Origin of the sequence: Thioalkalivibrio thiocyanoxidans ARh2, from assembly GCF_000385215.1 — a bacterium.
GTDB classification, from domain to species: domain Bacteria; phylum Pseudomonadota; class Gammaproteobacteria; order Ectothiorhodospirales; family Ectothiorhodospiraceae; genus Thioalkalivibrio; species Thioalkalivibrio thiocyanoxidans.
This window is the reverse complement of record NZ_ARQK01000052.1, coordinates 61805-83935: the sequence shown is the minus strand read 5'-3', so window position 1 is coordinate 83935 and position 22131 is coordinate 61805. Positions and strand designations below refer to the sequence as shown.

Genomic DNA, 22131 nt, shown 5'->3' with positions numbered 1-22131 from the left:
CCCCCCGTATGAAGCCCCTTGCGGAAGGGTCCTCGGGACGGAAGAGAGGCGCTGACTGTCTGAGCGAAGCCGAAGGCGCAGCGAGTTTCAGCGCCGCCGGCCCGAGGGCCCTGGAGCAAGGTCCCCGGGCGGAATCCGGGTGCCCTTCTTGGGGTACTTTCTTGGGCAAGCAAGAAAGTACCTCGGGGTGCGCTGCCGAGACAGCGCAGGCAGGCGGCCGAACGAAGGCACGTAAACACCGGGTGCCGAACCAGACCCAGCCTCCACGGCGCCGGACAGGCGCGACGCTCGCCGTCCGCTGGCGATCAGTCGCGTTCCTGGAACCAGAGGATCAGCCGCGCGTGATGCTTCGGCTGTCCCTCGACTCCGAGCCCCGGGCGCAGGTCATATTCCTCGAACGCACTCTCGAGCGTGTCGCTCTCCTCCAGCCATTCCTCGGTCATCCGCAGGATCAGCGTGGTCGGCGACGGCCGATGCACCGCCGGATGGAAGCGCTGCGAGATCATCCCGGGCAACGGGGGTTCCGGCTCGGACCGGAAGCCGTCGTCGTCACGGAAGCGCTCCCAAGCCGTCTCCAGCAGGGCAATCGCGGCACCGCGATCACCACTGTCGTGCGCCGAATCCCAGTCACGCAGCCCCTGGGCAACATAGGCGTAGTCGTTCAGCGTGCCCTCGCCCGCGTCTTCGCGAGGCAGGCCCATCAGCGTCGGCAGTTCGTCGGGCGACTCGGCCACCTCCAGCAGCCACGCGCGCACGGCCTCTCCGGCCTCCTCGAAGCGCTCGTCGTGGTCCGCCGCCAACGACAACGCGGACAGCAGGAGCCCGTGCGCCCCGGTCAGGACCTTTTCGTCGCGCGGCAGACCGCGCTCTTCTCGGGCCACGATCAGGGCTTCGCGGCCACTGTCCACCTTCTCCTGTACCGCCTCCTCGTCGAGTTCGAAGCGTTCGGCCAGTTGCGCGACCGTTTCACCGCTCCGCGGGAGATAGCCCAGATCGAACACCTTGGCACCTTCCATGCCGAAGTAGGCACGCACCAGTTCGGGATTCTCGTGGTCCGCCAACGCGGACTCCAGATCTTCTTCCGGCCACAGATAGGCCCCGCCTTCGCGGCCTTGATCGTCCACTGCCGAGAGGCTCGCGGCAAAGCCACGAAAGCCGTCCGGACCGGGCTCCGCCTGGTCCCCCAGATCGTCCTCGCGCAGCGCCATGTCGCGTTTGACGAAGTCCAGGTTTTCCAGGCCCAGTTCGATCCAGTCCTGGCGGTCGAAGTGCTCACCCGCCTTCAGGTATACCCAGGCCAGCTGGGCCTGATCCTCCAGCATCACCTCGAAATGCGGCTCGCCCCAGTCCGGGGTGTCGGAATACCGGAAGAAGCCGCCACCCAGCACATCGCGCAGCCCGGATCCACTCATCTCTTCCAGCGTGATGTCCAGGAACTCGGGGACCCAGTCCGGCGCTTCGCCGATGCGTTCGGCCTCCAGCAATGCGCGCAACCAGGGCGAATGCGGAAACTTGGTTGAGCTGCCAAAGCCGCCCTGGAGGTCATCCGCCTCGCGTTCCATGGCGGTCCACAGGACCTGCGGCAGACGCGCCGCCCGGCTGTCGGACATCGGTTCTTCACCCTTACGCAGTTGCTCGGAGAGCTCATCACTGCCGCGGCGGGCGAGGTCGAGCAACGCATCGTAATCCGCCTCCAGGCGTTCGGTGATGCCGTCCAGGAACTCTGCGAAGTCATCGCGCGGGGCGTACACCACCCCGGTCAGCGCATGACCCTCGGGCGTCACCACCACGTTCAATGGCCACCCCGCGCTTCCGGCCGTCGCACGCTGGAACTCGAGCAGATAGGTGTCCAGTGCCCCGTTCACCTCGCGATCGACCTTGACCGGTATGAAATGCTCGTTCAGGCGTTCGGCAATGCCTTCATCCTTGAAGCTCTCGTCCTGCATGACATGACAGTAGTAGCAGGAGTAGTACCCGCTGGAGATCAGTAGCGGGCGCTGTTCCTCACGGGCCTTCTCAAGCAATGCAGGGTCCCACGCCCGCCATTTGACGGGGTCGTCTACATGCAAGCGTAAATACGGAGAAATGCTGTCCGCCATTTCGGGGTTCGCCTGCACGGGCAGGGCGACGGCCAGGCACAGAACTGACGCCGCAGCCAGCATGAATCCGCCTCGAATCCACCGAAACTCCGCAACATTTCTTTCCTGCGACATGGTCGCCTCCGTTTGGGATCCTCTCTGCATTGTTAGGGGACTGATTACTTCCGGGGTTCATTCCACCCGAGCGGACCAATAGTGCCCGGCCGGGAGGACGCAACAGCCACTGCCTCGCGCTCGACAACCCAACCGATCGCCATCATCCAATGACTGGCAGGTTGACGAAACCCAGGTGCCAAACCGATGCTCTGCACGGGCCATGCTAGGTACATGAAACGTACAGATTCTGTACAATCCGAATATGACCAGTGCGACACAAGTGGGCACGTCCGAACAGGAAGGTCTTTATCCTATCCGCCACGTGTGCGCGGAAACGGGGGTAAACGACGTAACCCTGCGCGCCTGGGAGCGCCGCTACGGGTTGATCCGCCCGATGCGCACACCCAAGGGACACCGGCTCTACAGCGCGGATGACATCGCGCGCATAAGGCGCATCCTGGAACTGCTTGACCAGGGAATCCCGGTCTCCCAGGTCCATCGGGTTCTCTCCAGCGAAAGCACGAGAAGCGAGCCTCGTTCCTCCCCGCGTAATGCAACCAAGTCCTCTGCGCCGCACGAACATGCGGATATCGGCCGCCCCGGAGTGGCTCCACACACCCTCGACCCGCTGGCCGAGACGCTGTATGCCTCCGTCATGGACCTGGATACCGGCAAGCTGGAGCGCACCTATGCACGCTTGGTGATGCGCCATGGCTGGGACGGCGTGCATGAAAGCGCATTTCTCGAAGTCTACCGGCGTCTGCGAGAAGAATCGCGACACACCTCCGACGGAGAAATACGCCTGGCAGTATTCGCCTCCTGGGCAACAACAGCCTTCGCCGATCAATTACGCGCTGCGATCCGGGCCTGTGAGGGGCCTGCAATCCCCTGCCTGGTCCTCGGGGGCGGGCACCAGCAGGTCGGCGGCATGCTCCTGCAGCTGGCCTGCGCCCGCCGTGGCGTGCAAACAGTCTCGGTGTTTGACGCAACCAGCCCCGAGGCCCTCGACACGCTCGTACAGCACCTCCACGCCCCTGCACTGGTGATCCATGGGTCCTCCCAACTGATGCGCTCGCCCGAGCTTCCGCGCGTGGAGGCGATCCTCGACCACCCTGGACCGCGCTGCTATCTCGCAGGCTCCGCCGCCCTGGAACTCTCGCAGATGGAACACCAGCGCGAAATCGAAGTGCTACCCAGGACCCCGCTCGAAGCCGCGGACCACCTCAGCCGGCAACTCCAGCCCTGAGACGATCCACCACCCGTTCGTGGTCCAGGGTGCAGGCCGCCGCCATCCGTGAACGACTGCGACATGGAGACCGCCTCTGATGACCGGCCCTGCCCTCGTCTGGCTGCGCCAGGACCTGCGCCTGGGCGACCAGCCCGCGCTCCACGCCGCCGTCGAACGCGGCGGGGCCGTGATCCCGGTGTTCATTCATGCCCCGGACGAGGACTTGCAGTGGCCCCCCGGGGCCGCCTCCAACTGGTGGCTGCACCACAGCCTGCAGGCCCTCAACGAGGCGCTGAACGAGGCCGGAAGCCCTCTGGTCGTGCGCGCGGGCCCGAGCCTCGACACCCTGCGGGAGCTGGTCGCCGAGACCGGGGCCGAGGCCGTGTACTGGAACCGCGTCTACGAACCGGCCCGTGTCCTGCGCGATCAGGGCATCAAGGCCGAGCTGCGTGCCGACGGCCTGGAGGTTCGCAGCTTCAACGCGGCCTTGCTGGTCGAGCCCTGGGAAGTGGAGACCGGCCAGGGCGGCCCGTACAGGGTCTTCACCCCGTTCTGGCGCGCCTGCCTGCAACGCGGGATCGAACACGACCCGCTCCCCGCCCCCTCCCGTCTGCCGGGCCCCGAGAAACCACCGGCCTCCCTGACGCTCGATGACCTGGCGCTGCTGCCCCGAATCGACTGGGCCGCCGGTCTGCGCGCCACCTGGACGCCCGGCGAACATGGCGCCCGGGAGCGCCTGGAGCGGTTCCTCGGACAGACGATCACGGACTATGCCGACAGCCGGGACCGCCCCGACCAGGACGGTACCTCCGGGCTGTCACCGCACCTGCATTTTGGCGAGGTCTCGCCGCGCCAGGTGCTGCGCGCGCTGCGCGATGCCGGCATCAGACTGGAGCACAAGGGGCCCGAGTCCTTTGTGCGCGAGCTCGGCTGGCGCGATTTTGCGCACCATGTGCTCTATCACTTCCCGCACACGCCGGAGCAGCCCATGAACCCGCGCTTCGAGGATTTGCCCTGGCGCGAATCGGAGGCCGACCTCGCCGCGTGGCAACAGGGCCGCACCGGCATCCCGATCGTGGACGCGGCGATGCGCCAGCTGTGGGAAACCGGCTGGATGCACAACCGCCTGCGCATGGTCACGGGATCCTTTCTGACCAAGAACCTGCGGCTGCACTGGGGGCACGGCGCCCGCTGGTTCTGGGACACCCTGGTCGACGCCGATCTCGCCTCCAACACCCTGGGCTGGCAATGGGCCGGCGGGTGCGGGGCCGACGCCGCGCCCTATTTCCGCATCTTCAACCCCCAGCGCCAGGGGGAACAATACGACCCGGACGGGCGATTCGTGCGACGCTTTCTGCCGGTGCTCAAGGAGACCGAAACACGGTATATTCACGCCCCGGGCGCCGGCGGCACCCAGGGCTATCCGAGTCCGATCGTGGATCTGAAAGCCAGCCGCCAGGCCGCATTGGAGGCCTTCGAGGCCATCAAGAAGACTTCATCCCGTTAAAGAACATCAATCCAGCAAGGCCCAGACATGACCTTTTCCGAACGCAACCTAAACTACCCCAAAGGCGTTAGCTACAACTTCAGCCGCCACGACAAGACCACCCCGGTACGCGTGACCCATGAGGGCAAGCGCTACGTCGGGCAGATCCTGAACTCCAAAGCCCCTTACCGCATTCGCGTGACGGAGGAGATCGTCGCGCCCGGCTCCGCGCGCTTCATCCCGGTACGCGAGATCCAGGTGCAAACCCTCGAGGGCGTCGAGTACCTGCACAAGGGCTACCACGGGCACTAAGTCGCCCGCGGGGGGGCATCCAGCCCGGCTCCTCCCCGAAGGAGTCTGGGGCATGGGGACTCGTGTGCAGATGGGCCCCATGCCCTAAACTCGGAGCATAGTCACGACAGAAACCGACCTGGCGTCGGCAAGGGGTTCGCCATGAAGTATCGGCTGATCGGCATTCTCGGCACTGTCCTGCTGGCTTTTCTGCTCGCCAGCCCGGCGGCGGCGGAAAAGCCTTCCGACGAGCGCGCGATTGCGGGGCTGGAACACGGCCAGATCCTCTGGGACATCACCATCGGCGACCCTGAACGCCTGATTGCCCGGCTGAGCGTCATCGAAGAGACCTACGAGGACATGGTGCGCCAAGGCCTGGAGCCGAACATGGTGTTCGCGTTTCGCGGGGGTGCCGCCGCGCTGATCGCGCGCGATACCGACCACCTGGAGATCGAGGACGTCTCGGCGGTGCGCCACATCCATGACCGTCTGGCCGACATCCAGGAACTGGATGGCGTCCACATGGAGGCCTGCTACATCGCCACCCGCCGCTTCGATCTCGGGCAGGAAGACCTGGTTCCGGGTATCAACCTGGTGGGCAATACCTTCCTGTCCATCATGGGCTACGAGCAGCAGGGCTACACCACCATCCGGATCGACTGACCCAACCCCCCAAATAACGTTACAATTCGCGTGGTATCGTCTTTGCGGTCATACATCGCGGGCGAGGCGCGCAATAACCGGCCGGACACCCGCAACGGCGGCAGTGTCGTCAGGCAGGACGCGCCCGGCGTTTGCGACAGGGGGAATGGTTGGCCCATCTCGAGATCACGACCTTTGGCACAGTCGGCGTGCGGATCGAGGGCCGCGATGTGGCGGCCCTGTCCGGCACCAAGCTGGGGCTATTGCTGACCTACCTGGCGGCTGAATGCCCACGACGTGTGCCCCGCCAGGAACTGGCACGCCTGTTCTGGCCCGAGCTCGACAGCGACAGCGCGCGCGTCAACCTGCGCCAGGGGCTTTTCCAGCTGCGGCGACAACTGCCCGACGGGCCAAGCCCTGGCCTGCTCGAGGCCACGCCACGCTACGTCCATTTTCGACTTCAGCCCGGTGCCGAGATCGACGTGATCGCCCTGCGCCGCCTGCGCGCTGACCGCGGCAACCTGAGCCCCAACCAGCTGGCCACCCAAGTCCTTGCGGTGATCCGGCAATACCATGGCCCCTTCCTTCAGCCGGTGCGGGCACTTCAGGATCTCCCCGAACTCGCCGCCTGGGCCCAGACACAGCGCGAGCACTACTGGTCCCAACTGCTCACCCTGATCGAAGAAAACCTCGCGGACCTCTGCCATTCCGCTGACGCCGAATCCCTGCTTGCCGAGCTCCAGCGCCTGCTTGCGCTCGAGCCCCACGAGAAAGCCCTCCACCGCCTGCTCATGCTGACGATGGCCGGCATGGGAAATCGCGAGCGGGCACTGGAACACTTCGAGCGACTGAAGCAACAGACAGGGGAAGACCCTGGCAATCTGCTCATTCGCACTCGCGACGAGATAGCAACCCCAACCCCGAAGGCAACAGCGCCGGCGTCCCTGCATGCCGGATCCGAAACGGCTGCCCTGCGCGCTGAACGGCGCCGTGTCACTGTCGTGTCCTGTTTGGTCCAGCCGGACGCGGATCTCGATGTCGAATTGCAGCACGAGCGCATGCAACACGCGCTGGAACAACTGGATCTGGTCCTGCTGAACCACCGGGGCCATGTCGTTCGCGCACCCGGCAGCGGTCTTCTTGCCTATTTCGGCTATCCCGCGGGGCGCGAACAGGCTACCGTGGATGCCGTCCATGCCGCCTGGCAAGCCCTGCAGACAGCCCCAGCCAACTGCCAACTCCGCATGAGTGTCGATACCGACCTCATCGTAACCGGCGTCGACCCGGATATCCCCGATCCCGCCGGCCAACTTAGCCAGCGTGCACAGGTGCTGGCGCGATCAGCGGACACAGGGACGATCGTGGTATCCCCGTCCGTATACCAGCGAGTCTCGGGATACTTTCTGTTCAGCCCCCACGAGGGCGCTACGGGGGAACTCGCGGGGAGTCAGCGCGTTACCGGCAACCCCGGGCCCCTGGATCGAGTGGATGCACAGCATGCCCGAGGGCTGACCCCGCTGGCCGGGCGTACGGCGGAGCTTGAACGCCTGCAGAAGGTCTGGCACCAGACACTCAATGAACGCACCCCGCACTTCGTGCTGATCCAGGGAGAGGCTGGACTGGGCAAGAGCCGTCTCGCCCGGCACCTGGACGAGCGTATCCGCGGGCAGGCGCGCTCGCGCTTCCTGCTGAAGTGTCGCGAAGACCGTTCACGGCAATTGCTGACCCCCGTGCGCCAGGCGCTCGCCACATGGGTTGGACGCGGGACGATGAATGCCAGCCGCGAGCGACGCCTGGCGCACGCTCTTGCCGCCACGCAGTCGCTTCATCCTGACGCCGCCGCTACCCTGTCCCACTGGCTCACGCACCCTGACAGCAACGACCTCGAGCGCCTCGCTGCGAATGGGCTGGACCGGGATCGCATTATCGATGTGCTTGTCGATCTCACCCGGCGTCGGGCAATGCGTGGCCCCATCCTGCTGATCTGCGACGATGTGCACTGGATGGACTCGGGCACCGCCGAGCTTCTCCGACGCCTGTACCAGCACCTGCCCGAGCAGCCGCTAATGGTCGTGCTCACTGCGCGCATGAGTTTTCGCTCCAACTGGCGCGATGTCGCCCTTGAGCATCTGCGCCTGCACGCACTGCCCGAGGCCGCCGCCCACGAAATCATCGAGCGCCTCGATGCCCAGCATCGCCTGTCTACGCACCTGCGCCATCAACTCGTCGAACGCGGCGAGGGAGTCCCCCTCTTTCTGGAGGAGCTGACGCGCTACACCCTGGATGCGGCGCGTAGCGGCGCCCTGCCCGACAGCCTGCCGCCGGGCCTGTCCAACCTCCTCGTGGCGCGCCTGGAACAAACCGGTACCTCACGCGACCTGGCCCATGCGGCGGCCGTGATCGGGCGCGATTTTGACACCCGAATGCTGAGTCACCTGCTGGGACAACCGGCCGACGCAATCCGGCGCCAGCTCAGCCGCCTCACGGGCCGCGGATTCATCGAACCCGTCGGCGTACTGGATGGGGTGCGCTATCGTTTCCGTCACGCCCTGTTCCGTCAGGCCGCGTATGAATCCATGCTGCTGACCGAGCGTACGCGGCTGCACGGTCGGCTGGCCGACCTCCTGCGCGATGATGAAGGCACGAGCCACACCGACTGGGGGCAGGTCGCCAACCACCTCTATCAAGCCGGGCGTTTGGATGAGGCGGTGCCCGCCTGGCTCGAGGCGGGCGAGACCGCTTTCGCGCGCGGCATGCTGCTGGAGGCTTCGCGCTACTTCGAAGATGCCCTCATCTGCCTTGATCGCGAGCTCGCCGACCGGGAACCCTCGGGAGAACGCGACAAGCAAACGCTGCGCGCCCTCGGGGGACTCGGCGCCTCGAATCTCGCGCTACTTGGCTACGGCTCGCGCACCGTCCACGCCATCTTCGAACGGGCCCTGCGGGTCACCACGCCCCAACGCGATGCAGTCCAGTACTTCCGTGTGCTCTGGGGCCTGTGGCACGGCGCGGGGTCCTGGCACGGCTTCGACGAGGCCCACCGCCTGGCCAACGACATGGAGCAGGTCGCAGCGCAGTCGAGCGACCGCCTGCTGCAGATCGCCGCGCACTACGTCCAGGGCAACACCCATTTCTGGAGTGGCCAGTTCCCGCTGGCCCTGGAACACCAGACACGGGCGCTTGCACTGTACCGCGAGGACGACCACCCCCACCTCGTCGCGCGCCATACCGAGAACCCCGCGATCAGTGCGCGTGGGTTCATGGCCTGGACGCTTCTCTTTTTCGGCAACCATGCCCGCGCCTGGGACGAAATGGATACCGCCTGCGCCGAGGCCGCGGCGCTGGAGCACCGGCCTACCGAGGCCTTCGTCTATGCCTTCCGCGCGGCGCTCGGTTTCTTCGCCGACGATCCCGACGAGGCCCTGACCTCCGCCCACCGCGCGCTCGCGATCGCGGACGCCTACGACTATCCACTCTGGCGGGCCTCCGGCCTGGCACTCCAGCACTGGGCCCTCGCCCGTCAAGGCGATACCTCCGCCGTGGCACCACTCCGGGAACAGGCAGAAGCCCTGCGTCACATCATGGACGGCGTCAGCACCATCTTTCAGCTGTTCCTGCTCGACGCACTGCATGCAACCGGCGTCGAGCCGTCAGAGCGCCTGGAAATCGCGACCGAGGCGCTGAGGAACTGCCTGAATCGAGGCGACCATGGTTTCGAGCCCGCGATTCGCCGGCTGCGCGCCCATGCACTGCTCGAATGCAGCGACAGCATCGACGACGAGGGCTGGCAGGAACTGGAGCGGGCAAGACGGCTGGCGCACGACCACGGCAACCCGAACATCGAGCGGCTGACCCTGCTCGACTATGCTCGCTTTGCGCGCGACGATGTCTGGCGCCAGTGGAGCGAGCGCGAACTCTTGCGCATCAACCACTGCATCATCCCGCGCCGGTACGCGCCCGAGGAGAGACTGCAGCCTAACCCGCGTCTCGCCTGATCAACGCCCCCGCCACAAAAAAGAAAAGGCCCGAACCTTACGGTTCGGGCCTTCTCGGAATAATGGCGTCCCCACGGGGATTCGAACCCCGGTCGCCGCCGTGAAAGGGCGGTGTCCTAGGCCTCTAGACGATGGGGACGTAGAGGCAACGTCTCGTTGCTAGTTTGGCGGGCCCTGGGGCCGGCCGCTTCTTTTGCCTCCGGCGGTCTCACGATACAGGATCGTGGTCACCAAACCGGTAAACACCAGAAGAAATCCAATCGGAACCGCCGCAATCAAGGGCTTGGACCAGGTTTGCTCCCCGGTGAACATCAGCCCGAAACCGCCGAACAGTCCAATCACTGCGATCACCAAACCCACCCAGATGGATATAACCCCAAAACGATGCATCGGTGATCTCGCTTACACCCGAATTTGGTGGAGCCAGGCGGGATCGAACCGCCGACCTCCTGCATGCCATGCAGGCGCTCTCCCAGCTGAGCTATGGCCCCGTGTCAGGCGAGCGCGTACTGTAGCCAGCACCCCCTGGAGTGTCAACCCGCCTCCGCCGAAATTTTCTTCAGCGCCCGGTCGATCCGGGCCAGCGACCGCTCGCGCCCGATCAGCACCAGGGTATCGTCGATCGGCGGCGACACGGTACCGCCGGTCAGGGCCACACGCAGCGGCTGTGCGACCTTGCCCAGCTTGAAATCCAGGCGCTCGGCGGTGTGCAGCACAACCTCGTGCAGCGGCTCCTTCTCCCAGGCACCGAGCGCGCTGAAACCGTCGTGCAGGGTCTGGAGCACGGCCTCGGCGTCGGCCGTGAGCTGCTTGCGTGCCGCCTTCTCGTCGTAGTCCTCGAACTCGCGGTAGAAATACACGCTGTTCTCGGCCATCTCGCGCAGGGTGCGTGCGCGCTCGCGCTGGGCGATCACCACATCGCGCATCGCCGGGCCATTGGACGGGTCAATGCCCAGCTGGCCCAGATGCCAGCCGAACTCCAGCGCCACATGATCCGGGTCCAGCGTCTTGATGTAGTGCTGGTTCAGCCACAGAAGCTTGTCGGGGTTAATCGCGGAGGCGGACTGGTTCACGTCCTGGATGTCGAACAGGCGCACCAGCTCGTCCACCGAGAATATCTCCTGATCGCCATGTGCCCAGCCCAGGCGCACCAGGTAGTTCAGCAGGGCTTCGGGCAGGTAGCCCTCTTCTCGGTACTGCATCACCGAGACCGCACCATGGCGCTTGGACAGCTTGGCACCGTCCGGACCCATGATCATCGGCAGGTGGCCATAGCGCGGTGGCTCCACACCCAGCGCCTTCAGGATGTTGATCTGGCGCGGGGTATTGTTCAGGTGGTCGTCCCCGCGGATCACATGGGTGATCTCCATGTCCATGTCGTCGACCACCACCGTCAGGTTGTAGGTCGGCGAGCCGTCGGAGCGGGCGATGATCAGGTCGTCCAGCTCGCTGTTCTGGAACGCGACCTTGCCGCGCACCATGTCGTCGACGATGGTCACACCCTCGTCCGGCGTGCGGAAGCGGATCACCGGCTCCACGCCCTCACGCGGCTCGGTGCGCGCGCGGCAGCGGCCGTCGTAGCGCGGCTTCTCCTTGCGCGCCTTCTGCTCCTCGCGCATCGCATCCAGCTCTTCCTTCGTGCAGTAGCAGCGATAGGCGTGGCCTGCGGCCATCAGCTGGTCGATCACTTCCTGGTACCGGTCGAAGCGCTCCGTCTGGTAGAACGGTCCATGATCGTAGGTCAGCCCCAGCCAGTTCATCCCCTCGAGGATCGCGTTGACCGATTCCGCGTTGCTGCGCTCCAGATCGGTGTCCTCGATGCGCAGCACGAACTCGCCACCGTGGTGGCGGGCATACAGCCAGGAGAACAGCGCGGTGCGCGCACCGCCAATATGCAGATAGCCGGTCGGACTGGGGGCAAAACGGGTACGAAAGCTCATGCGTCAGACACTCGATTCCGGTGGTCGTGAAAGGCGCACAGGGTAGCAGAAGCGCCGTGGACCGACCGCCCGGAAACGAAAAAGGCCGGGGACAAAGCCCCGGCCTGCAAGGATCCCCACAAGGAGGATTCAGTCTCGCACGCCCGTGTTTACGGCAGCGCGGGGATGTCGAAGCGCGGCATCTCTCCAGTCAGCGCATGCATGAAGGCCTCGATGTCCGCGACCTCGTCATCGCTGAACTCCATGCCCAGCATCTCTTCCCCCATGATGCGGATCGCCTCGTCCAGCGTGGCGGTCTCGCCGTTGTTCATGTAGGGGTAGGTCAGCGCCACGTTGCGCAGCGTCGGGGTCTTGAACGCGTACTTGTCGGCCTCGTCCTCGGTGACCAGATAGCGGCCCTTGTCCTCCGAGCCCGGCACCTGGATGCGGTGGAAGTTGCTGTCGGTCAGCGCCGGCCCGCTGTGGCAGGCCACGCAGCCGTTATCGGCGAACAGCTTCATCCCGCGCATCTGCTGATCACTCATCGCGCCCTCGTCGCCGGCCAGCCAGCGATCCAGCGGCGAGTTCGGGGTGTTCAGCGTGCGCTGGAAGGTCGCCAGGGCCTTGGCCACGTGGTCGGTGTTGATCACGTTGTCGCCGTCATAATCGGGATAGGCGGCCTCGAACTTCTCCTGATACTCGTTGAACTCCTCCAGGCGCGCGATCGCCTCCTCCAGCGGCATCGCCATCTCGATCGCGTCCTGGATGGGGCCCAGCGCCTGGCCTTCCAGATCGTCCTCGCGGCCATCCCAGAACTGGGCCGTGAAGAAGCCGGAATTCAGCACGGTCGGGGTGTTGCGTTCGCCGACCTGACCGTCATGGCCCACCGCGCGCGGGATGCGGTCCGCCCAGCCCAGCGCCGGGTTGTGGCAGGTCGCGCAGGAGATCACGCCGGAGCTGGAGATGCGCGGTTCGAAGAACAGCATCTTGCCCAGCTCGATCTTCTCCTTGGTCATCGAGTTGTCCGCCGGGATCGGCGGCAGCGCCGGCAGCGGCTCGAACACGTCGCGGTATTCGGAATAGTCGGTATCGGCCACGGCCGGAACTGCGGCCCCGAATGCGACGGCCGCGCAGGCCGCCAGCGCCGTCATGCGGAATCCGGAAAGCGTTTTCATACAGGTCTCCCTTGAGTAACAGACATCTGAGAAGCGGATATCGGTGAGGGCCGATATAGACTCGGTCCAAACCACTTAAAGCCCACCCTACAGACGCGGGAACCTGGTCGCGATCAAAATCCGCCCCGGAGATGATCTGCATCAATTATCAGCCTTCAGGGGAGCCGGGTTCGCCTCCACTACACCGTTTCCCGGGATACCCGGACAAACTTGACCCCCTCAAATCCTTCAACTACGGTCCACCACTCTCCAGGTGCCCCGGCGTCCAACCGTCGGGGATAATCGGGAAGCCGGTGCGCGAATCGACATTCGTAAGGCCGGCGCTGCCCCCGCAACGGTAGGCGGAGACGGGCGGATCCAATGCCACTGCGGCGCATCCCCGGGATGCCGCGGGAAGGCGATCCGCTGTGGATGCATCGCGCATCTCCTCCGCGAGTCCGGAGACCGGCCTGGAGAACACCCGACGCCGCGGTGGGCGGCCGAGCGGGCCAGACCGGCGTGTTCGCATCACCCGGCCTACCCTGCTCCCTGCCCAGCTTCCGGCGTCGTTTCATCCACGGCGTGCGGGGTCGCGCGTCCAAGGGAGCAACCCAACAATGACCCATACCCATCTCCGACCGGGGCAACATGCCGTCCCGGCCCTGGCCACCCTGTGCCTGATGACGGCCGCGGGCATCGCGCCGGCACAAGCCGGTTTCGAATTCGGCGACGCGGAAGACGGTCTGCAGGTCACCCTGGATCCGCTGATTCAGGGCCGCTACAGCTACGAACGAGACCCGGATGGCTCCAGCAGCGAATTCGACTTCCGTCGTGCCTGGCTGGACACCTCGGGCACCCTGTTCCACCCCGATCTGAGCTTTCGCCTGCAGCCGGATTTCAGCAGCGGCGAGCTGTCCATGCGCGACATCTGGTTGCAGTACGCAATGGGTGAACACCTGGGCCTGCGGGCTGGCCAGTTTACGGTCCCCTTCGGCCTGTCGCGGGACATCGGTGGCCCCAACCGCCTGTTCACCGAACTGAGCATCGCCGGTAACCAGTTCGAGGTGCCGGCCGGCCGCGACACCGGTATCGCCCTGCTGGGCGGCGCCGGCGACGACAGGGCATGGGCCATCGGCGTGTTTGACGGTCGCGGGCGTCTGGATCAGCGCGACGATCGCCCCTCCACATCCGGCCACCTGTTCAGCGCGCGCGGCGCGTGGGCCCCGGTCGGCGCAGTCCCACGTGACAACACCACGTTAGGCCAGGCCGTGGAGCGCACCGTCGCCCTGGGCGCCGGCGTACAGGCCACCAGCCGCAACCACCTGCGCGACTGGAGCCGCGGCATCGAAGACACGGTGGCCAACCAACGCGCCGACTGGATCACCGCCACCGCCGACGCGGTGGTCAAGTTCGCCCATACCTCGCTGTCGCTGGCGGCCTTCCGCCGCGATGTCTCCCCCGACCGCACCGCGAGCTACCACGACCTGGGGGCCGAACTGGAACTGGCGCAGTCGCTGCCGGTGGAGGGACTGGAGTTCGCCGCGCGCCACGCCGTATTGCGCCACGACGCAGGCGACGATCTTGGCACTGACGAGCGCTGGCAGCGTGAATGGGGTGCCGGCCTGAACTGGTATCACCGTGGCCAGCGGCACAAGACCCAGCTGATGTGGCTGGACCGCGACACCGACACCTCGGCCTGGGATCTGCACCTGCAGCACCAGTTCCGCTTCTGAGAAATGACCGGGAGAATCGACATGAACCAGATGCAACCGATCCATCACCCGTTGAGAACCACCCTCTTTGCGATCCTGTTGCTGGCTGCCGCCGGCAGCCCGGCCACCGCGGAGGTCACTGTCCCGATGCCGGGTCCCTGGGGCGACTATGACGAGACCCTGGACGATCCCGCTGAAGTGGATGCGACCGAGGCCTTCCAGCGCTTTCGTCAGCAGAGCATGCAGGGGACTTCGGCTGTATACCGTAGTCTCGAGCAGATCCTGCGCTACAACGCCCCTTTCGCCGAGCGCCTGCCCAAACTCGCCGACGAACTGGCCAGCCGAGCCGAAGAGATCGAAACCTGGTTCGCGCAGGAGACGCCCGCACGGGACGGAGAGGACGGGGCACTACCCGGGGCCTGGCAAGATCCGGAGTTCTCCGAGTACAAGGCGGCGTTCCGCAAGGCCACGGCCGAGCTGCAACGAAAAGTCGACGCGGCCGACGACCTGGAGGACGAGGAATTCCAGCTGCGCGCAACCGAGGTCCTGAACGGCGTGCGCCATCACTGCCTCGCGTGCCACGACAACTACCGCCGTCGCTGAATCACGCCTTAACCTGGAGCCGCCTGGTGGCCCCGTTCCTGATCAACCGTCCGACACTCAGTCGCCGTCCATGCCGCGGTAACGGCGCACATGCGCCGGGTCGTACAGCGCACTGTCGCGGAAATCGCCCGGGTCCAGCGCCGGGCCCACCAGGATCAGCGCCGAGCGCCGTGTGGTCAGGGCCTGCGCCCGTTCCGCGATATTCCCCAGCGAACCGCGCACCACGGTCTCGTCCGGCCAGCTGGCGCGGAAGACGATCGCCACCGGGCAGTCGCAGCCATAGTGCGGCCGCAGGTCCTCGACCACGGTCTCGATATTGTGCAGCGACAGGTGGATCGCGAGGGTCGCCCCGGTCGCGGCAAAGCTCGCCAGCCGTTCGCGCTCCGGCATGGAGGACGCCCGTCCCGGCGTGCGCGTCAGCACCACCGACTGCGCCACCTCCGGCACCGTCAGTTCCCGCCCCAGGGTCGCGGCGGCGGCGGAGAATGCCGGCACGCCGGGCGTGATGCTGTACTCGATCCCGGCCGCCTCCAGCCGGCGGATCTGCTCGCCCAGCGCGCTGTAGACCGACAGGTCGCCGGAGTGCAGGCGCGCCACGTCCTGGCCCGCCGCGTGGGCCCGTTCGATCTCCTCCATGATCGCGTCCAGCGTCAGCGGCGCGGTGTTGATCACGCGCGCCCCCTCCGGGGCATGCTCCAGCACCGCCTCCGGCACCAGCGAACCGGCATACAGGCACACCGGGCAGGCCGCGATGCGATCGCGCCCGCGCAAGGTCAGCAGATCGGCCGCACCGGGCCCCGCTCCGACAAAATGAACCGTCATCATCCCTCCTCGAAAAGCTCGTCCGTCCCGTTCACCATGCGCACCGCGACCGCGCAGCTCGCCCGCGCGGAGAGCCGCCGCGGCAGCAGCAGGCGCGCCCCGTCGCCGGCCACCGCCAGCGCCGCCGCCTCCGCCACCGAACCGACCCCGGCGACGGCACGCGAGCGCGCCGACTCCGTGGACAGGGCAGCGTCGCGCACGGCCAGCGCGGCCGCCGACGCGAACACCGGCTCCAGCTCCAGGTCGCGCGCGGCCGTCCACAGCACCGGGCTGTCGCCCTTGTGCCCCGGGGCCGCCAGCTGCCGGATCTCGATCGCCTCGCCGCCCCCCGCCCGCAACCCGGCGTGCGCCTCGGCCAGCACCTCGCGGACCAGCGCCTCCAGCTCGCCGGCCGTGCAGGCCGAGGCGAAGCCGACGCCGGGGGTCACCCGGACACGCGCCCCGCTCAGCGTTTCCCTCAGCCCCGGCGCAGCGACCACAGGGTCACCGGCCGCAGCGGCTTCCAGCCGGCCATGCCGCCCAGCGGCTCCGCGCGGCTGACGTTGATCCGCGTGAGCTCGCCGCCGTGGCGCTCGTGCGCCGCCGCCAGCACCGCGTCCCCTTCCACGGTCACGCTGCTGGCGACCAGCCGCCCGCCCGGGCGCAGCTGGTCCATGCAGTGCTCCAGCAGCCCCGGCGTGGTCAGCCCGCCGCCGATGAAGATCGCGTCGGGTGGCGGCAGGTCTCCCAGTGCCTCCGGCGCCCGCCCGTGGATGGGACGCAGCGCCGGCACTCCCAGCGTGCTCGCGTTGCGCGCGATGCGTTCCAGGCGCTCCGCGCGCGGCTCGATGGCCACGGCGGTGTTGGCCGGATCCGCCAGCATCCACTCGATGCCGATGGCACCGGACCCGGCGCCCACGTCCCACAGCCGCTCGCCGCGACCGGGCGCCAGCAGGGCCACCGCCACCGCCCGCACCTCGCGCTTGGTGATCTGTCCGTCCTGCTCGAACTGCGCCTCCGGCCGGCCGGCACTGGCGGCCAGCACCTGCGCCGCCGGATCGGCCCGGCATTCCAGCGCCACGGTGTTCAGCGCCTCGATCGCGACCTCCGGCCAGGCCCCGGCGCGCGCGCTGAAGGCCGCCTCGCGGTCCGCACCCAGGGACTGCAATACGGTCAGGGTGGAATCGCCGAAGCCGAGCCCGGTCAGCCAGTGCGCCAGTTCCGCCGGGGTATCCCCGTCGCGGCTCAGGATCAGCAGTCGCGCGCCGTCATGCAGCCAGGGCCGCAGCGCCTCCATCGGCCGGCCGTGCACCGACAGGCAGTGGGTCTGCTGCAGCGGCCAGCCCATGCGCGCAGCGGCCAGACTGAATGCCGAGGGCGCCGGCCAGACACAGGTCTGCGCGACCGGAAAACGCCGCATCAGGGTCGCACCCACCCCGAACCAGAAGGGGTCGCCGCTGGCGAGCACGCACAGCGGCTGCCCGGCGCGCGCCTCGATCCAGTCCAGCGCGGTCTCCAGCGGCGACGGCCACACCAGGCGCTCCTGCCCCGGCCGCTCCGGCAGCATCTCCAGATGCCGCGCGCCGCCGATCACCGTCGCCGCCGTGTCCAGCGCCATGCGGGCATCCGGGGCCAGCCCGTCGAGCCCCCCCGCGCCCACGCCGACGATGTTCAGCCATGGCGCTCGCTCCTCGTTCGTGGCTAGACTGTTCATCCTCATGAGCTCCCGTTCATCCTCCGATACCGGCCCCGGGGCGGCGCGCCCGCGGCAGATCCTGCTGCTGGGCGGCACCACCGAGGCCGCGGAACTGGAACCGCTGCTGGACGGCCACCCGTGGCTGCACGCCACCGTGTCGCTGGCCGGACGCACGCGCAGGCCGGCACCCTCGCGACTGCCGCGGCGCACGGGCGGGTTCGGCGGCGCCGACGGCCTTGCCGCCTGGCTGCACGAACACGCGGTCGACGCCCTGGTGGACGCGACCCACCCCTTCGCACGGCAGATCTCGGCCAACGCCGTCACGGCCGCACGCAACACCGGCATCCCGCTGGCCCGCCTGACCCGACCGTCGTGGGAGGCCGGACCGGAGGACCGCTGGATCCGCGTTCCCGATCTCGCGGCCGCCGCCCGCGCCCTTCCGGAACTCGGCCGGCGCGTGCTGCTGACCACCGGCCGCCAGCACCTGGAGGCCTTCGAGGCCGCGCCCGAACTGGACTACGTCATCCGCACCATCGACCCGCCCGAACCGCCGCCGGCGCTGCCGCGGGTTGCCTGGATCCACGCCCGGGGCCCGTTCACGGCCGAAGACGAGGCGCGCCTTTTGCGGGAAAACACGATTGACGTGCTGGTGACCAAGGACAGCGGCGGCGATGCCACAGCCGCCAAGCTGCAGGCGGCCCGCGAACGGGGTATGCCGGTTGTGATGGTGGAGCGCCCGCCGGACGCCCCCGGGGTGCCGCGATTCCACGCCCCGCAGGAGGTACTCGACTGGCTGGAGGGTCTTCCGGACGCGCACGGCTAACGCGGCTCCCGCCTCATTCCGCGGACTCGACATAACGCGGGGTGTACACGTGGCGCCGGCCGGAGGGGCGCTCCAGCACCCGGGTGGAGGCGGCGCCAACGATCACCAGCGTGCTCATGTTCGCCATCGTCGGGTCCACCTCGCCGAGAGTGGAGATCTGCACGTCTTCGCGTTCGCCGCGTCCCACCGCGGTGGCCAGCATGACCAGGGTGTCCGGACCCTGGGCCTCGCGCACGATGCCCAGGGCCTCCCCCAGCTGCCATGGCCGCGCGCGCGAGATCGGGTTATAGAACGCCATGGCGAAGTCGGCCTCGGCCGCCAGCCGCACCCGGCGCTGGATCAGCGACCACGGCTTGAGGTTGTCCGACAGCGAAATCACGCAGAAATCGTTGCCCAGCGGCGCACCCAGCCGCGCGGCGGCGGCCTGCATCGCCGAGACCCCGGGAGTCACGTCCACCTCGACTCCCGCCCAGCGTTGTGCCTGCGCCCCTTCCAGCGCCTCGAAGATCGCCGCCGCCATGGCGAATACACCCGGGTCGCCCCCCGAGACCACGACCACGTCCCGCCCCTCGGCGGCCATGTCCAGGGCGTGCATCGCACGCGCCAGTTCCTCGCGGTTATCCGAGGCGTGAACACGGTGATGAGGGCCCGCAATCCGTTCCAGGTACGGCCCGTACCCCACCAGATCGGTGGCCGCTTCGAGACGAGCAGCGACCTCCGGTGTGATCCATTCCGGCCCCGCCGGACCCACCCCGACCACACTCAACCGACCGACCACCGGACCGCCATCCCCGCTCATCGCCGAACCCCGCGCCCGGGGATCACGATCATCGAGAAATAGGGCACCCGTTCCGGGATCTCGGACAGCGGCAGGACCCGCTCCTCGGCGGTGCTCGCGCGTTCCACGTACCAGGCGCGCTCACTCAGCCCCAGCTCCTGCAGGACACCGACCACCGCATCGCGATGGGTGCCCACTTTCATGATGACCGCTGCATCCGTCCCCTGCAGGGCCTGGCGCAGATCGTCGATCGGCATCGTGCCCGGGATCACCGTCAGCAGGTCATCGCGCATGGTCAACGGAGTTGGCAGTTGGGCGGCAGAGGCCATCATCGAAGTCACTCCGGGCACAATACTCGTGCGAAAGCGCTCCTTGAGCCGCAGGTATACGTGCATGAAGGAGCCGTAGAAGAACGGGTCGCCCTCGTTCAGCACCACGACCGAGCGCCCGGCTTCCAGTTCGGCCGCCAGCTGCTCGGCACAGGCGTCGAAGAACTGTTCGATGCGGCAGCGGTATTCCTCGGAGCCGTGCGGAATCTCGTTGGTCACCGGGTACTCCAACGGCATCTCGCACTGGCCGGTACCCAGGTGGGCGTCCACGATCGCACGCGCCTGACCGCGCCCGCCACGGCGGCAGAAGTAGGCCACTACCGGACTCTGTGCGATCAGCCGCGCGGCCTTCAACGTCAGCAGCTCGGGATCGCCGGGCCCGGTGCCGACTCCATACAGGCAGCCCGCCTCCGGGGATGCATTCACAGGGGAAGAAGTCGTCATATCCGGTCACTCGCAAAGGCGTTGATGGCCGCCGCGGCCATGGCGCTGCCACCGCGGCGTCCGAAGATGGTCAGGTACTCGAGGTCCAGCGGGCTGGCGGCCAGCGCCTCCTTGCTCTCCACCGCACCGACAAAGCCCACCGGGATACCAAGTACCGCGGCCGGACGTGGCGCGCCCTGGTGCAGCATCTCCAGCAGGTGAAAAAGGGCCGTGGGTGCATTCCCGATCGCCACGACCGCACCCTCCATATGCGGTCGCCACCATTCCAGCGCCGCCGCCGAACGCGTTGTGCCCATACGCTCGGCAGCAGCCGCCACCCCGTCCTCGCGGAGGCTGCAGATCACCGGGTTATCCGCCGGCAGCCGGGCCCGCGTGACCCCATGCGCCACCATGTTGCTGTCGCACAGGATCGGCGCGCCGGCGGCCAGCGCCGCGCGAGCCGCCCCGGCCACGCCGGCCGAAAACCCGACGTCCCGTGGCAGGTCGGTCATGCCGCAGGCGTGGATCATGCGCACCACCGCAGGCACCAGATCCCCCGGAAAACGATCCAGCGCCGCCTCGGATCGAATAATCGCGAAGGATTCCCGGTAGATGGCTGCGCCGTCGCGTTCGTAATCGGGTACAGCCCCGGCGGTATCGCTCTGCGTCATGTTTCGTCTCCGTTATTCACCATCGCGTTGAGGCGCCGACCCAGCTCGGCCGGTCCCAGCCTGTGCAGGGCCGCGAGCACCCCGCCGCGCTCTGCGTGCGCAATCTGTTCAAGCGCCGACAGGGCCGCTCGCAGCTGATCCGGCGAAAGGCCCACAAGAAGGGTCTCCCAGTGCGCCGGCGCACATTGCAGCGACAAGTCGTAATGCCCCGCCCGCGCCGCAAGGACCATTCGGGCATTCGCGGGCCTCCCACAGTGCTTCTCGCAGCCACTGACATGCAGATATTCGTCATCTGCCAGCAGTCCGCGGGCGGCTGTCGCGAGCATCGCGGCGTCCGCCCGCGTGAATGTTGTACCCGCCGAGCATCCCGCCTGCCCGACACAGGCGCTCACCGCGAGGCGAGGATCCTTTGGATCCGTTACACCGCCCCATGCAGCCAGCCGGTCCAGGGCGATCGGCCGCGCCCCGACCAGCAGCACGCTGCGCCAGGGGGTGAGCCGCAGGCACCCTTCCCCGCCGCGGATCTGCTCGGCCAGCCCCCGCAGGGCCTCGGCGCGCAGGGCTCCGAACGGAAACGCGACCCCGAAGGCGTCGCCATTCAGGCCCGCACCAATCCCGGAGTCGGCGTTTTCGCTGCTCCGTGCCGCAATCGGATCCCCACCCGGAAGCACTCGCTCCAGTCCGGGAGGCGTCAGGGCCTTCGCGCCGAACCGAGCCAGGGCGCCGGGCAAACGCCCCGGCGGATCCGGATCCCCCTGGCGCAGCGCCAGGAATTGCTCGAGGACTTGCAAGGCGGCGTCCACAGCCTTCTCCGGGCGTGCCCACCCAAGCACCGTCGCGGCCTGAGCCGACGCCCCGACGGCCACGCGAATCCACACGCCACCCGGTCCCGTACAGGCCTCCAGCCGAAGGTCCGCCGGCACCCGGCCCAGCGGCAAATCGCCACCCGACTCCACCAGCACCCCGACCTTCGGCGGCAGCGCGCGCAGGCGCGGGGTTGCCCCCAGTGCCCGCACAAGTTGCCGCGCGATGGGCTGTACATCCATGGCGGCCTCCGGGTCGATATCCGTCGCCGGTGCCACCAGCACATTGCGCACCGCCTCCGCCTCGGGATCGCGATCCGCCAGACCCGCCGCCTCCAGTTCGGCCCGTGCCGTCTCCAGGCCCGGCGTGTCCAGACCGCGCAATTGCAGATTGCCGCGACTGGTCAGCTCCAGGTCACCGGAACCGAAACGCAGCGCTACCTCGGCGAGGGTGCACGCCTGCGCCGCGTCGAGCCCTCCGATCGGGTGACGTACCCGCATCAGAAGCCCGTCTCCGGTCGTCATGGGCGCAGCGACTCCGGGACACGCCCGGCGCACACGCGGATGCTCGGCACCCAACGG

18 protein-coding genes, 2 tRNA genes, 2 pseudogenes and 1 riboswitch are annotated in these 22131 nt (G+C 67.6%); of the genes and pseudogenes, 9 read left to right on the top strand and 13 right to left on the bottom strand.

The annotated features are described in order from the left end of the window. Nucleotides 1-305 precede the first annotated feature (305 nt). Nucleotides 306-2162 carry a thioredoxin domain-containing protein gene (locus G372_RS0108175; RefSeq protein ID WP_026340310.1) on the bottom strand — a complete coding sequence of 619 codons (1857 nt, stop codon included), beginning with the start codon at nucleotides 2160-2162 and terminating at the stop codon, nucleotides 306-308. A gap of 277 nt (nucleotides 2163-2439) precedes the next feature. Between G372_RS0108175 and G372_RS14575 the strand changes: the two are divergent. From G372_RS14575 to G372_RS0108150, 6 genes and pseudogenes are all read left to right on the top strand, one after another. After that, nucleotides 2440-2716: pseudogene (locus G372_RS14575) on the top strand (MerR family transcriptional regulator); the annotation flags it as partial. A gap of 77 nt (nucleotides 2717-2793) precedes the next feature. Next, nucleotides 2794-3441: pseudogene (locus G372_RS0108170) on the top strand (MerR family transcriptional regulator); the annotation flags it as partial. A gap of 79 nt (nucleotides 3442-3520) precedes the next feature. Continuing rightward, nucleotides 3521-4930: a cryptochrome/photolyase family protein gene (locus G372_RS0108165; RefSeq protein ID WP_019623531.1), complete on the top strand. Its 1410-nt coding sequence runs from the start codon at nucleotides 3521-3523 to the stop codon at nucleotides 4928-4930. Between the two features lie 27 nt (nucleotides 4931-4957). Then, the gene (locus G372_RS0108160; protein ID WP_018865066.1) at nucleotides 4958-5221 is read left to right on the top strand and encodes a hypothetical protein; all 264 of its coding nucleotides are present in this window, start codon (nucleotides 4958-4960) and stop codon (nucleotides 5219-5221) included. A gap of 141 nt (nucleotides 5222-5362) precedes the next feature. Next, nucleotides 5363-5863: a DsrE family protein gene (locus G372_RS0108155; RefSeq protein ID WP_018865065.1), complete on the top strand. Its 501-nt coding sequence runs from the start codon at nucleotides 5363-5365 to the stop codon at nucleotides 5861-5863. A gap of 149 nt (nucleotides 5864-6012) precedes the next feature. Further along, nucleotides 6013-9837: an ATP-binding protein gene (locus G372_RS0108150; protein ID WP_019623532.1), complete on the top strand. Its 3825-nt coding sequence runs from the start codon at nucleotides 6013-6015 to the stop codon at nucleotides 9835-9837. Nucleotides 9838-9900: 63 nt separating this feature from the next. On the opposite strand, the gene G372_RS0108145 is transcribed toward G372_RS0108150, so the two are convergent. From G372_RS0108145 to G372_RS0108125, 5 genes are all read right to left on the bottom strand, one after another. Then, nucleotides 9901-9976, bottom strand: a tRNA-Glu gene (locus G372_RS0108145). Nucleotides 9977-9996: 20 nt separating this feature from the next. Beyond that, nucleotides 9997-10227 carry a hypothetical protein gene (locus tag G372_RS0108140; RefSeq protein ID WP_018865063.1) on the bottom strand — a complete coding sequence of 77 codons (231 nt, stop codon included), beginning with the start codon at nucleotides 10225-10227 and terminating at the stop codon, nucleotides 9997-9999. 25 nt (nucleotides 10228-10252) lie between these two features. Further along, nucleotides 10253-10328: transfer RNA gene (locus tag G372_RS0108135), tRNA-Ala, on the bottom strand. A 42-nt stretch (nucleotides 10329-10370) separates the two neighbouring features. Next, nucleotides 10371-11777 carry a glutamate--tRNA ligase gene (gene gltX, locus G372_RS0108130; RefSeq protein ID WP_018865062.1) on the bottom strand — a complete coding sequence of 469 codons (1407 nt, stop codon included), beginning with the start codon at nucleotides 11775-11777 and terminating at the stop codon, nucleotides 10371-10373. A 149-nt stretch (nucleotides 11778-11926) separates the two neighbouring features. Further along, nucleotides 11927-12907, bottom strand: coding sequence for a cytochrome-c peroxidase (locus tag G372_RS0108125; protein ID WP_018865061.1), 981 nt, complete (start codon nucleotides 12905-12907; stop codon nucleotides 11927-11929). Between the two features lie 258 nt (nucleotides 12908-13165). Beyond that, nucleotides 13166-13398: riboswitch (cobalamin riboswitch) on the top strand. Nucleotides 13399-13527: 129 nt separating this feature from the next. Between G372_RS0108125 and G372_RS0108120 the strand changes: the two genes are divergently transcribed. Next, nucleotides 13528-14643, top strand: a complete 1116-nt coding sequence (locus tag G372_RS0108120; RefSeq protein WP_019623534.1) for a porin — start codon at nucleotides 13528-13530, stop codon at nucleotides 14641-14643. Between the two features lie 21 nt (nucleotides 14644-14664). Beyond that, the gene (locus G372_RS0108115) at nucleotides 14665-15225 is read left to right on the top strand and encodes a cytochrome c (RefSeq protein WP_018865059.1); all 561 of its coding nucleotides are present in this window, start codon (nucleotides 14665-14667) and stop codon (nucleotides 15223-15225) included. Between the two features lie 57 nt (nucleotides 15226-15282). Here the strand turns inward: G372_RS0108115 and cobM are convergent, their stop codons facing one another. Genes cobM through G372_RS0108100 form a run of 3 tightly spaced genes read right to left on the bottom strand, consistent with a single transcriptional unit; the run spans nucleotide 15283 to nucleotide 17740 of the window. After that, nucleotides 15283-16047 carry a precorrin-4 C(11)-methyltransferase gene (gene cobM / locus G372_RS0108110; protein WP_019623535.1) on the bottom strand — a complete coding sequence of 255 codons (765 nt, stop codon included), beginning with the start codon at nucleotides 16045-16047 and terminating at the stop codon, nucleotides 15283-15285. Next, the gene (locus G372_RS0108105) at nucleotides 16047-16475 is read right to left on the bottom strand and encodes a cobalamin biosynthesis protein (RefSeq protein ID WP_026340311.1); all 429 of its coding nucleotides are present in this window, start codon (nucleotides 16473-16475) and stop codon (nucleotides 16047-16049) included. Before G372_RS0108105 ends, cobM begins: the two co-directional genes overlap by 1 nt. Before the next feature lie 29 nt (nucleotides 16476-16504). Then, a complete protein-coding gene (locus tag G372_RS0108100; protein WP_019623537.1) occupies nucleotides 16505-17740 on the bottom strand; it encodes a bifunctional cobalt-precorrin-7 (C(5))-methyltransferase/cobalt-precorrin-6B (C(15))-methyltransferase in 1236 nt (411 codons plus the stop codon). A gap of 4 nt (nucleotides 17741-17744) precedes the next feature. Here G372_RS0108100 and G372_RS0108095 point away from each other — a divergent pair, with 4 nt between their 5' ends. Further along, nucleotides 17745-18545 (top strand): cobalt-precorrin-6A reductase, encoded by an 801-nt coding sequence (locus tag G372_RS0108095; RefSeq protein ID WP_019623538.1) that lies wholly within the window; start codon nucleotides 17745-17747, stop codon nucleotides 18543-18545. Nucleotides 18546-18558: 13 nt separating this feature from the next. Here G372_RS0108095 and cobJ read toward each other — a convergent pair whose 3' ends face one another. The 4 genes from cobJ to cobG are packed head-to-tail and all read right to left on the bottom strand — an operon-like array spanning nucleotide 18559 to nucleotide 22128. Beyond that, the gene (gene cobJ, locus G372_RS0108090; protein WP_018174783.1) at nucleotides 18559-19344 is read right to left on the bottom strand and encodes a precorrin-3B C(17)-methyltransferase; all 786 of its coding nucleotides are present in this window, start codon (nucleotides 19342-19344) and stop codon (nucleotides 18559-18561) included. Beyond that, entirely contained in the window at nucleotides 19341-20096 is a 756-nt protein-coding gene (locus G372_RS0108085; RefSeq protein ID WP_038070412.1) for a precorrin-2 C(20)-methyltransferase, read from the bottom strand. The genes cobJ and G372_RS0108085 overlap by 4 nt, the downstream gene beginning before the upstream one ends. Then, entirely contained in the window at nucleotides 20093-20746 is a 654-nt protein-coding gene (locus tag G372_RS0108080; RefSeq protein ID WP_018865052.1) for a precorrin-8X methylmutase, read from the bottom strand. Before G372_RS0108080 ends, G372_RS0108085 begins: the two co-directional genes overlap by 4 nt. After that, on the bottom strand, nucleotides 20743-22128 hold the full coding sequence (gene cobG, locus G372_RS0108075) for a precorrin-3B synthase (RefSeq protein ID WP_081621262.1): 1386 nt from the start codon (nucleotides 22126-22128) through the stop codon (nucleotides 20743-20745). The genes G372_RS0108080 and cobG overlap by 4 nt, the downstream gene beginning before the upstream one ends. Nucleotides 22129-22131: the final 3 nt, after the last annotated feature.